Source organism: Variovorax sp. 05L425 (assembly GCF_056397705.1).
In genome coordinates, this window is record NZ_JBFTNY010000014.1 from 30921 (window position 1) to 42167 (window position 11247).

Annotated in this window: 12 protein-coding genes; 7 read left to right on the top strand and 5 right to left on the bottom strand. The window is 65.0% G+C overall.

Translation table 11 applies throughout. From position 1 onward, the window contains the following. The first annotated feature begins 4 nt into the window (after positions 1-4). From AC1DN9_RS16750 to AC1DN9_RS16760, 3 genes are all read left to right on the top strand, one after another. Positions 5-796, top strand: a complete 792-nt coding sequence (locus tag AC1DN9_RS16750; protein WP_478102103.1) for a hydroxyacylglutathione hydrolase — start codon at positions 5-7, stop codon at positions 794-796. 25 nt (positions 797-821) lie between these two features. Next, a complete protein-coding gene (locus tag AC1DN9_RS16755; RefSeq protein ID WP_478102105.1) occupies positions 822-1481 on the top strand; it encodes a class I SAM-dependent methyltransferase in 660 nt (219 codons plus the stop codon). Positions 1482-1594: 113 nt separating this feature from the next. After that, positions 1595-1768 carry a DUF3563 family protein gene (locus AC1DN9_RS16760; RefSeq protein ID WP_478102107.1) on the top strand — a complete coding sequence of 58 codons (174 nt, stop codon included), beginning with the start codon at positions 1595-1597 and terminating at the stop codon, positions 1766-1768. A gap of 5 nt (positions 1769-1773) precedes the next feature. Here AC1DN9_RS16760 and AC1DN9_RS16765 read toward each other — a convergent pair whose 3' ends face one another. The 5 genes from AC1DN9_RS16765 to AC1DN9_RS16785 all read right to left on the bottom strand — a co-directional run bounded on the left by AC1DN9_RS16765 (position 1774) and on the right by AC1DN9_RS16785 (position 5906). Beyond that, the gene (locus AC1DN9_RS16765) at positions 1774-2019 is read right to left on the bottom strand and encodes a hypothetical protein (RefSeq protein WP_478102109.1); all 246 of its coding nucleotides are present in this window, start codon (positions 2017-2019) and stop codon (positions 1774-1776) included. A 10-nt stretch (positions 2020-2029) separates the two neighbouring features. Beyond that, positions 2030-3217, bottom strand: coding sequence for a phosphoglycerate dehydrogenase (locus AC1DN9_RS16770; protein ID WP_478102111.1), 1188 nt, complete (start codon positions 3215-3217; stop codon positions 2030-2032). After that, on the bottom strand, positions 3210-4292 hold the full coding sequence (serC, locus tag AC1DN9_RS16775) for a 3-phosphoserine/phosphohydroxythreonine transaminase (RefSeq protein WP_478102113.1): 1083 nt from the start codon (positions 4290-4292) through the stop codon (positions 3210-3212). The genes AC1DN9_RS16770 and serC overlap by 8 nt, the downstream gene beginning before the upstream one ends. A gap of 142 nt (positions 4293-4434) precedes the next feature. After that, positions 4435-4914 (bottom strand): carboxymuconolactone decarboxylase family protein, encoded by a 480-nt coding sequence (locus tag AC1DN9_RS16780; protein ID WP_478102115.1) that lies wholly within the window; start codon positions 4912-4914, stop codon positions 4435-4437. A gap of 113 nt (positions 4915-5027) precedes the next feature. Further along, entirely contained in the window at positions 5028-5906 is an 879-nt protein-coding gene (locus AC1DN9_RS16785; RefSeq protein WP_478102117.1) for an RNA polymerase sigma-70 factor, read from the bottom strand. Positions 5907-6054: 148 nt separating this feature from the next. Here AC1DN9_RS16785 and AC1DN9_RS16790 point away from each other — a divergent pair, with 148 nt between their 5' ends. The 4 genes from AC1DN9_RS16790 to AC1DN9_RS16805 all read left to right on the top strand — a co-directional run bounded on the left by AC1DN9_RS16790 (position 6055) and on the right by AC1DN9_RS16805 (position 11115). Then, positions 6055-6462: a hypothetical protein gene (locus AC1DN9_RS16790; protein ID WP_478102119.1), complete on the top strand. Its 408-nt coding sequence runs from the start codon at positions 6055-6057 to the stop codon at positions 6460-6462. Positions 6463-6574: 112 nt separating this feature from the next. After that, positions 6575-9724: a GAF domain-containing hybrid sensor histidine kinase/response regulator gene (locus AC1DN9_RS16795; protein WP_478102121.1), complete on the top strand. Its 3150-nt coding sequence runs from the start codon at positions 6575-6577 to the stop codon at positions 9722-9724. Position 9725: 1 nt separating this feature from the next. After that, the gene (locus AC1DN9_RS16800) at positions 9726-10067 is read left to right on the top strand and encodes an Hpt domain-containing protein (RefSeq protein ID WP_478102123.1); all 342 of its coding nucleotides are present in this window, start codon (positions 9726-9728) and stop codon (positions 10065-10067) included. Next, a complete protein-coding gene (locus AC1DN9_RS16805; protein ID WP_478102125.1) occupies positions 10060-11115 on the top strand; it encodes an adenylate/guanylate cyclase domain-containing protein in 1056 nt (351 codons plus the stop codon). Before AC1DN9_RS16800 ends, AC1DN9_RS16805 begins: the two co-directional genes overlap by 8 nt. The last annotated feature ends 132 nt before the right edge of the window (positions 11116-11247 follow it).

The window sequence follows — 11247 nt, forward strand, 5'->3', positions numbered from 1 at the left end:
AGCGATGATCGTCGAGCGCATCTGGACCGGTAACGCCTACCGCAACTACAACTACCTGATCGCATGCCCCGAGAGCGGCGAGGCGCTGGCGATCGACCCCCTGGATCACCAGAAATGCCTGGCTGCCGCCAAGGCGAAGGGCTGGGAGATCACGCAGATCCTCAACACGCACGAGCATCACGACCATACCGGCGGCAATGCAGCCGTGGTCGCCGCGACGGGGGCCAAGGTGATCGCGCACCATCGTGTCGGCACGCGCATCGAAGGTGTGGACCGCGGTGTGAAGGCCGGCGACGTGATCAAGGTCGGCAAGACCGTCGAGCTCGAGTGCATGGACACGCCCGGCCACACGATGTGCCACATCTGCCTGCGCTCCCACACGGAGCAGCCGGCGCTGTTCTCCGGCGACACGCTGTTCAATGCAGGCGCCGGCAACTGCCACAACGGCGGCAATCCGGAAGCGCTGTATTCCACCTTCGTCGAACAACTCGCAAAGCTGCCTGCCAATACGCGCGTCTATCCGGGCCACGACTACATCGAGAACAACATCCGGTTCACGCTCGCGCGCGAGCCCGACAACGCGGCGGCACAAGCACTGCTGCCCGAAGTGGCAGGGCACGATCCGGCGAAGGCGCGCGTCACGACACTGAGCGAGGAAAAGCAGTTCAATACCTTCCTGCGACTCGCCAGCCCGAGCGTGATCGCCGCATTGCGAGAGCAATTTCCCGATCTGCCCGAGCAGCCGGATCCGAAGACGGTGTTCGTCAAGCTGCGCCAGTTGCGGGACAAGTGGTGAAGCGCCCGCGCGAAGGAAACAGCCCATGCCGCTCCGCAGCCTCCGCGTCGACGACGTACTGTTCCAGTACCTGATGGATCAATCGATCCGCGAGCATCCGGCTCAGGTGGCGCTGCGCGCTGCCACTGCGTCCCATCCCTACGCCGGCATGCAGATCGGGCCCGACCAGGGCCAGTTCATGGCGCTGCTCGTCAAGCTGATGGGTGCGCGCCGCACGATCGAAGTCGGCGTGTTCACCGGCTACAGCGCGCTGACCGTTGCGCTCGCCCTGCCCGATGACGGGCGACTGCTCGCTTGCGACATCAGCGACGAATACACGCGTATCGGCCGCTCGTATTGGGAGCAAGCGGGCGTCGCGCACAAGATCGATCTGCGCCTGGCCCCGGCGCGAGAGACACTCGATGCGGAACTGGCCGCCGGCGCCGCCGGCCAGTACGATTTCGCCTTCATCGATGCCGACAAGACCGGCTACGACGCCTACTACGAACGTTGCCTGCAACTGCTGCGCCCCGGTGGGCTGATTGCGGTCGACAACACGCTCTGGAGCGGAAGTGTGGCGCGGCTTGCGACAGATGCCGACACGGCGGCGTTGCAGCAGTTCAATACCAAGGTGCATCGTGATCAGCGCGTCGACATGGCGCTGCTGTCGATCGGCGACGGGTTGACGCTCGCGCGAAAACGCTGAGGGCGCGTCGCCAGATCAGTCAGCGCATGCCCCTTCAGGCCGCTCGGGTCTGGGCGCAGTCACTGCAGAAACTAGGGAAAACCCTTATATTGGCGTTCTACCAAGGTACTGCCATGACATTCCTGCATCGCGCGCTCACCGCGCTTCAACGCCGCTTTCAGACCCAACGGGAAACCGAAGAGACCTATCTCGCCGGATCCGTCGACATCTACGACCTCGAACGTCGGATGAGGCAACTCGAGAAGCGGGATAGCCAGCAACCATTTCACCTCCGCCACTCGATCTGAGGGGCTCAGGCGCCGTTCTCCTCAGGCGGAGCGCCGGGCTGATCGGTGACGTGCAGGTGCCGCACGGTCAATTCATCGATCTCCATCCGTCCGATACGCGCTCGGCCGATCAATATTTGCCCGACAGCGAGGGCGCCGATCGCCAATGCGCCGCCGGCAAACGCGCCCAGGGCGAGTGCGCCGACAAGCCGAAGTTCCTTCGCCCCGGAGACGACTCGCCCATCGACGAGCTTGTGCCTGTGCAACCTCATTGATTGAACCTCAACCTGCCACGTGCGGCAGGTACCGCACCGACAAGACGCCGTCGATGGAACCGATATCGGCCAGCACCGAATCGCTCACCGGGCTGTCCACGTCAACCAGCGTATAGGCCATGTCGCCACGTGACTTGTTCACCATGTTGTGGATATTGAGGCCAGCGCGCGCCATTGCAGTCGAGATCTGACCAAGCATGTTGGGGACGTTGGCGTTCGCGATCGCCACACGATCGGCCGATTCACGCGCCATGCTCACGCTCGGGAAGTTCACCGCATTCGCGATGTTGCCGTTCTCGAGGAAGTCGCAAAGCTGGTCGGCAACCATGACGGCGCAGTTCTCCTCGGCTTCGCGCGTGCAGGCGCCCAGGTGCGGCAGGCACACGACGCGCTCATGGTGCTGCAGCAGCGCACTGGGAAAGTCGCACACATAGGTCGCGAGGTGCCCGGCCTTGAGCGATGCCAGCACCGCTTCGTTGTTGACCACGCCGTCGCGCGAGAAATTCAGCAGCACCGTCCCCGGCCGCATCAAGCCGAGGTTGTCGGCGTTCACGAGATTGCGGGTGGCTTCCATGAGCGGCACGTGCAACGTCACGAAGTGCGCATTGCGCAGCACCTCGGACACGCTGCCGGCCCGCTTGACCTGCGACGGCAGGCTCCAGGCCGCATCGACCGTGATTTCCGGGTCGTAGCCGAGCACGTGCATCCCCAGCCTGATCGCCGCATCGGCGACCAGGCAGCCCACCTTGCCCAGGCCGACGATGCCGAGCGTGTGGCCGGCCAATTCGTAGCCGGCGAAGGCGCTCTTTCCGTGTTCGACGGCGCGATCGAGATCGGCGCCATTCGTGTCGAGCTGATCGACGAAGCGCAAGGCATCCGACAGGTGGCGTGCAGCCATCAGCATGCCGGCCAGCACCAGTTCCTTCACGGCGTTGGCGTTGGCGCCCGGCGCGTTGAACACCGGCACGCCGCGCGCACTCATTTCCTTGACGGGGATGTTGTTCGTGCCGGCTCCTGCCCGTGCGATGGCGCGCACGCTGGAGGGGATGTCCATCGCGTGCATGTCTGCAGAGCGCACCAGTATCGCGTCGGGCGCCGCCAAATCCTTGCCCGTCACGTAGCGCGCGTCGGGCAGGCGTGCGAGACCTTTCGCCGAGATCTGGTTGAGCACCAGGACCTTCAGGCGCTCAGCCATGGCTGGCCTCGAACTCCTTCATGTAGGCCACCAGGGCCGATACGCCGGCGATCGGCATCGCGTTGTAGATGGACGCCCGCATGCCGCCCACCGAGCGATGCCCCTTGAGTTGCACCATGCCGCGCGCCTCCGCCCCTTTCAGGAAGGCTTCGTCGAGCGATTCGTCGCGCAGCTTGAAGGGCACGTTCATCAGCGACCGGTCTTCGCGCGCCACGGGGTTGTAGAAGAACGAGGTCGTTTCGAGGTAGTCGTACAGCACCGCAGCCTTCTTGCGGTTGTGCGTCTCCATCGCAGTCAACCCGCCTTGCGCCTTGATCCAGTTGAACATCAGGCCTGCGATGTAGATCGCGTAGGTGGGCGGCGTGTTGAACATCGAGTCGTTGTCGGCCTGGATCTTGTAGTTGAAGGCCGAGGGCGTGATCGGCAGGGCCTGGCCGATCAAGTCGTCGCGCACGATCACGATGGTCACGCCGGCTGGGCCGACATTCTTCTGCGCGCCCGCGTAGATCAGCCCGTAGCGGCTGACGTCGACCGGGCGCGACATGAAGTTGCTCGACATGTCCGCCACGAGCGGCACCTCGCCCGTGTCCGGCGTCCAGTGGTATTCGACCCCGCCGATGGTCTCGTTCGAGCAGACATGCACGTAGGCCGCGTCGTGATCGAGCTTCCAGGTCTCCTGTCGGGGCACGCTCGTGTAGCCGCCCTCCTCGCTGCTCGCAGCGACATTGACCTTGCAGTACTTCTTCGCCTCCTTGATCGACTTCTTCGACCACTCGCCGGTATCGATGTAGTCCGCGCCGCCGCGGCCGCGCAGCATGTTCATGGGCACGATGGCGTTCTCGCCGATCGCGCCGCCCTGCATGAACAGCACCTTGTAGTTCGCGGGCACTTCCAGCAATTCCCGCAGCAGCTTCTCAGCCTCCGCATGGATGGCGATGAATTCCTTGCCGCGATGGCTCATCTCCATCACCGACATCCCGCTGCCGTGCCAGTCGAGCATCTCGTTCGCCGCTTGGCGCAACACGGATTCGGGCAGCGTCGCGGGGCCGGCGCTGAAGTTGAAGACACGTGTCATCGGGGGATCTCCAGGAAGGGTGCGGCTTGCGTGAACTCGCCCGGTGGCGAATTCGTGCAGGACGGTAGCGCATTGACGCGCCTTCCACAATAGTCGACAAGCCTCACCCGACCTGGCCTTCCTGTGTCCCCTGTGCGGAAGATCAGTTCAGCTGCGCCTTGTCCAGCCCGAAAGCCTTGTCGGCCGAGCCGGGAACACTCTTGAATCCGATGCTCAAGCGATTCCATCCGTTGATCGCCATGACCGCAAAGCTGAGATCGGTGAGCTCCTTCTCGGACAGCTGCGTGCGCACGCGGTCATAGATGTCGTCCGGCACGCCGTGCTCGGGCAGCCGCGTCAGGATCTCTGCCCACGCCAGGGCGGCACGCTCCCGCGGGGAGAAGAGCGACGACTCACGCCAGATCGGCAGGTGATGAATGCGCAGTTCGCGCTCGCCGTGCAAGCGGGCTTCCTTGACATGCATGTCCAGGCAGAAGCCGCAGCCGTTGATCTGCGAGGTGCGGATCTGGACGAGGTCGCGGACCGTCTGTTCGATGGCGCTGTCCTTCAAGAGGTTGTTGAACTCCTGGTATTTCTTGAGCAGTTCGGGGGAATGCTGCAAGGGGTTGATGCGTTGACTCATGTTGACTCCGATAGGTGAGGCATCGCGCATGCACGCCATCGATGTTTGCGAGCCTCGGTGATGAAAATTGGCGTCCACCCCCACAAGACGTTGGAGCGGATCGGTTTGTGACATCAGTGCCCGAAAGCCGCGGCCAGCCGGGCCAGTTTGTCGGGATTGCGCTGCACGTGGATGCGCACGATGCGTTTCCCGTCCGTTTCATAGGACTGCGCAGATTCCAGCACGCCGTCGACGAAGCGCAACAGGCCCAACTGGCCGTTGACCTTCGCCAGTTCGACGCGCAGGCCATCGCCGTGGCGTCGCTTGGCGGCGAAGTAAAGCTGGGCGATCCGCTGGCTCCCGACGATCGGCTTGCCGAAGCTCGGCACTTTGCCGCCGCCATCGCCGATGAGTTCGGCGTCTTCCGACAACATCGATTTCAGCGCCGCGAGGTTGCCGCCCGTCGCTGCCGCCGCGAAGTCGCGCAGCAGGCGCTCATGGGTATCGGGCGAGACCTCATAGCGCGGGCGCTCGTCCCGGATCTGTGTCTTCGCGCGATGCACCAGCTGGCGACAGGCGGCTTCGCTCTTGCCGATCACGCGGGAGAGCTCCGAGTAGTCCGCGTCGAAGACCTCGCGAAGCAGGAAGGCGGCGCGCGCCTCCGGCGACAGCCGTTCGAGCAGCATGAGAAACGCGACCGACACCTCGTCTGCGCGTTCGAGCAACTCGTCGGGCGTTGCGGGTGAGTCGGTCAGCACCGGCTCGGGCAGCCAGATTCCGACGTAGTGCTCGCGCCGCGCCTTCGCGGTGCGAAGCCTGTCGATCGAGAGCCGCGTGGTGATCGTGACCAGCCAGGCCTCGGCGCTGTCGAGCTCCGCGTGGTCGGCCTCGTGCCAGCGTAGCCAGGCGTCCTGGACCACCTCTTCCGCCTCGGCCACCGAGCCCAGCATGCGATAGGCGATGCCCTGCAGGCGGGCGCGAAGCTGGTCGAAAGTGTGGGTTGGGTCGTCCATATCGGTTCAAGACGTTGGCTGCGGTGGATTTGTGACAACGTTGGATAGTACGTATCCCTTCGTCGGGAATCCCCCTATTGGGGAGTTCACGACACGCAATCCATCATGGTTCATGCCGCTTCGAAGGCGGGATCAAAAGGAGTTCGACATGAGACCAGCATGTATCGCGCGTTCCTTTCTCCGGGCCGTCCTCGCGGCCACCTCGATCGCGTGCGTACCCATGGTGTCCAGCGCCGCCGGCGGGACCATCCGTTTCGCGGGACGCATCGTCGAGCCGCCCTTCGACATACAGGTCTCATCCAAACCGCAATCCGCCTCTTCCGCCGCATCGCCGAACGGCGTCGTCATCGACTTCCAGAAGAGTCGGCCGAGCGCGAACGTGTTCGTCGATGGACGCGGCAAGACGCCGCTCGTCGTTCAGTGCACGGACGGGAAGCCCATCACCGCCAGTGGCTGTCATTTCGGCGCGGCAGGCGGAAGGGTGTCGATCACAAGGGGCCCCGGCGCCGTGGCCAGCGAGCCGTCCGACGTGCTCCTCATCGTCGCGTACAACTGACCCGGTTGGCGCGCCTCGGGCCGGGCGTGCCCGCGATCCGCTTCGCCGCTAGACTCCACGCCGTGTGCGCCCCCGCGCATCAACCCCTTGACGGCAGGAGGCAAACGCCCCCATGGCAGAGTCCCGGTCCCGGCCTTTGACGGTGCACGCGTCGCGCGCGGGCACGCGGGCGCGCGAGCCTTTCGAGCGGCTGGTCCGAAGCGGGCTGCGCCTGAACGAGCTGCGCGCGGAGACCGAGCTGCATTCGTTCCTGGTCGACGAGGCGGCCGATCTCACCGGCGCCCAGCGCGTGCTGCTGGCGCTCGATGTCGATGGGGAATTCCACATCGCCGGCTCGATGCTTCCGAAAGGCGAAGACGCCGCCAGCCTGCTCTCCGCGATCCGGCCCTGGCTCTCGGAAGCCCGCCGTACCCGCGCCGCGAGCCTGCGGCACGGCCCGGAGGGCGCCGAACCGAAGGCCCAGCGCTCGTGTCTGATCGCACCGCTGATCTCGCAGCAAACGCCCATCGGCTACCTGTATGCCGACATCGAAGGCGCTGCCGGCCGTTTCAATGACTGCGATCGCGATCTGATCGCCCTGTTGGCGCAGCAGGCCGCCGCGGCGCTCGACGGCACCTGCGTCCGCGAGGGCCTGGAACGCCGTTTGGCCGAGCTGACGGCCGAGTTGGCGCAACGTGCCGGCGAGCTGACTTTCGTCAACAGCATCCAGCAAGGCATGGTGGCCCGGATGGAATTCCTGGCTGTCATTCGCATGGTGGGCGACAAGCTGCGCGAGATGTTCGACTCCGGCGACGTCACCATCCTGTGGTGGGACGACCGGACGAACTTCGTCCAGGCGCTGTACCGCTACGAGCACAACCGGCCATTGCCCTTGCCGCCGGCCCGGCCGCTGCAGCCGGACGAGCCGGTGGCGCGAATACTCCACACACGCATGGTCGGCGTCACGAACACGCGCGACGAGCAGACAAAGGCCGGACTCCGTCCGTTGCCGGGCACCGACTGGGCGCATTCGATCGTCGCGGTCCCGATCATCGGCAGCGATCGTGCACTCGGTGTCATAGGTCTGCAGAACCACGAACGCGAATACGCCTTCGGGCGCAGCGAAATCCAGTTGCTCGAAACAGTGGCCGCGAGCATGGGCATCGCGCTGGAAAACGCGCGCCTGTTCGATGAGACTCAGGAGACGCTCGACCGACAGACCGCGACGGCCGAGGTGCTCCAGGTCATCAGCAGCTCCATGGCGGACGCGCAGCCCGTGTTCGACAAGATCCTGGAGAGCTGCCAGCGCCTGTTTTCCGGCCATCAGGTGGGCATCTCGCTGGTCGGCGATGACGGCCTGGTGCACCTGGGCGCGCACCGGGGCTCTGCCCGCGAAGTGCTGGAGCGCTACTACCCGCGGCCCGTCATCAAATCCATGAGCATGTTGGGGCCCGAGGTCTTTCACCTTGCGGATGTGCTCGCCGCGCCGAACGCGCCGCAGTTCATGCGGGAGGTGGCCGAGCAAATGGGCAGCTACGCGGTCATCGTCGCTCCCCTCATGTGGGAGGGTCGGAACATCGGGTCGATCCATGTCACCCGTCAGCCGCCCAGACCGTTCGCCGAGAAGGAAATCAAGCTGCTGAAGACCTTCGCGGACCAGGCCGTGATCGCGATCCAGAACGCGGCGCTGTTCAAGCAGACCCAGGAAGCGCGTGCGGCGGCCGAGGCCGCGAACGAAGCCAAGAGCGCGTTCCTCGCGACGATGAGCCACGAGATCCGCACCCCGATGAATGCGGTGATCGGCATGAGCGGCCTGCTGCTCGAAACGAAGCTCGACGCCGACCAGCAGGACTACGTCGCGACCATCCGCGATTCGGGCGATGCGCTGCTGACCATCATCAACGAGATCCTCGACTACTCGAAGATCGAGGCCGGGCGCATGGACATCGAATCACATCCGTTCGACTTGCGCGACTGCGTGGAGTCCGCCCTCGACCTGGTGAGCGCGCGTGCAACGGAGAAGGACCTCGACACGGCCTACGTCTTCGAGGGTGACGTGCCTGCCGCCGTGAGCGGTGATCTCGCGCGGCTGCGACAGATCCTGCTGAACCTGTTGAGCAATGCGGTGAAATTCACTGATGCCGGCGAAGTAGTGCTGACGGTCAATACACGGCCGGCTCCAACGGGCAAGGTGACACTGACCTTTGCCGTGCGCGACACGGGCATTGGCCTCTCGGCGGAAGGCATGGGCCGTCTGTTCAAGTCTTTCTCGCAGGCCGACTCCAGCACGACGCGCAAATATGGCGGCACCGGCCTCGGGCTTGCGATCAGCAAGCGCTTGGCCGAACTCATGGGCGGCCGCATGTGGGTCGAGAGCGACGGCCCGGGCACTGGCTCGACTTTCTTCTTCACGATCGAAGCGCCGACGGCACAACTGCCGCCGAGCCGTCGCCGCGACTTCGGTGGCGTTCAGGCCGAGCTTCAGGGCAAGCGCATGCTTGTCGTCGACGACAACGCGACGAACCGGCGCGTGCTTTCGCTACAGGCCGGCCATTGGGGCATGGAGACGCGCGCCACGCCGTCGCCGCTCGAAGCCCTGCGCTGGCTCGAAGAGGGCGAGCGCTTCGATCTCGCGATCCTCGACATGCACATGCCCGAGATGGACGGCGTCGAGTTGGCCCGGCGAATCCGGGCACGCCGTGTCTCGCTGCCACTGGTGCTCTTCAGTTCGGTGGGCCGGCGCGAGGTGGGCGAAGCCGATTCGCTGTTCAACGCCTATCTGGCGAAGCCGATCCGCCAGTCCCACCTGTTCGATACGCTGCTCAGCCTGGTTGCGCCCGCCGCGAGGCCGCGCGCCGTTGGCGACACCAAGGCCCGAATCGATCCGTCGATGGCCCAACGGCATCCGCTGCGCATCCTGCTTGCCGAAGACAACGCGGTGAACCAGAAACTCGCGACGCGCCTGCTTCAGCAGATGGGCTATCGGGCCGACCTTGCTTCCAACGGCATCGAGGCGGTGGAGTCGGTGCAACGCCAGGCCTACGATGTGGTGCTGATGGACGTGCAGATGCCCGAACTCGACGGCCTGGATGCGACGCGACAGATCTGCTCGCTGCTCGCGGCGCCGAAGCGACCGCGCATCGTGGCGATGACCGCCAACGCGATGCAGGGAGATCGCGAGATGTGCATGGAGGCGGGCATGGACGACTATCTGACCAAGCCGATCCGTGTCGATCGCCTGGTCGAGGCATTGAACAGCGTACCGACGCGGAGGGAACGATGACATGAGCGACGCGACCATCGATCTTGCGACCTTCAACGAACTGAAGGAAACCGCAGGGGACGACTTCATCCAGGAACTGGTCCAGACCTTTCTCGAAGAAGCGCCCACCATGCTCGACGAACTCCGCGAGTCGCTCGCTACCGGAGACGCTGATACCTTCCGCCGCGCGGCTCATTCGCTCAAGTCCAACAGCATGACCTTCGGCGCGCACACGCTCGGCGAGATGGCGCGCGAGCTGGAACTGGGCGGGCTGCCAGCCGCACCGCAGCTGAATGCGCTCGACGCGCTGGCGCAGGAATACGCGCGAGTCGCCGCAACCCTCACGGAGCTGACCCATGGTTGACCTGCGTCACGCACCTGCCCGCCTTCTCGTGGCAGACGACAACAAGGTTAATCGCCTGCTGCTGACTCGCAGCCTCGAGCTGCACGGCCACGGTGTCTACTGCGCGGAGAACGGACGCATCGCCTTGGAACTGCTGCGGCGCGAGCCCTTCGACCTCCTGCTGCTCGATATCGAGATGCCTGAGATGGACGGCTTTCAGGTGCTGGAGGAACTGACCGCCGACCCGAAGCTGCGTGACGTTCCGGTGATCGTGACCTCGTCACTCGAAGGCCTGGCCAACATCGTGCGCTGCATCGAACTGGGCGCCGAGGACTACCTGCACAAGCCGATCAATCCGGTGTTGCTGAAAGCGCGCATCGGCGCCAGCCTTGAAAAGAAGCGCCTGCGCGACCAGCAGAAGGAAATGGTGCGCCGTTTCGCGACGTCCGAAGTCGCGCAGGACCTGCAGCAATCGGGCTTTGCGCTCGGCGGGCGGCGCGTGCAGGGCACGGTGATGTTCTGCGATATCCGCGGCTTCACGGCGCTGGTGGAATCGCAACCGCCCGAGGAGACGATCGAGCTTCTCAACACCTACTACACGCTGATGTTCGACGCCATCAACGGCCATGGCGGCGTGGTGAACCAGATGATCGGCGACGGCTTGATGGCGATCTTTGGCGCCCCGTTGCCGCTGCCCGGCCACAGCGAGGCCGCCGTGCGGGCAGCGCTGGACATGATCGAGATGATCGAGTTGCTGAACGTCGATCGCATCGCGACGCCGAAGCCCGCGATCCGCATCGGTGTGGGCATCGCCACCGGCGAGATGGTCGCTGGCTACACCGGCACGCAGCAGCGCGCGACCTACACCTGCATCGGCGACACGGTCAACCTTGCCGCGCGGCTGGAAGAACACACCAAGCTCGCGAAGCGGTCGATCCTGATCGATCCCGCGACCTGCGCGGCGCTCGGCGGGCGCATTCCGGCCGAGCACCTCGGGCCGGCGATGTTCCGTGGAAAGGCGGCGCCGGTCGAGGTGTATGCGGTCGGGGCGGGACAGCCGACCGTGTGATCACCTCGCAGGTGACCACGGCCAATACGAAGTCAACCTCGCGGCCGTCGTGGGGGCCGTTCCGGGCGCGGCAAGTTCGTACAACTGTTCTTGAACAGAGATTAGGCGCATAGTCCCCATCCCCGACGAGGG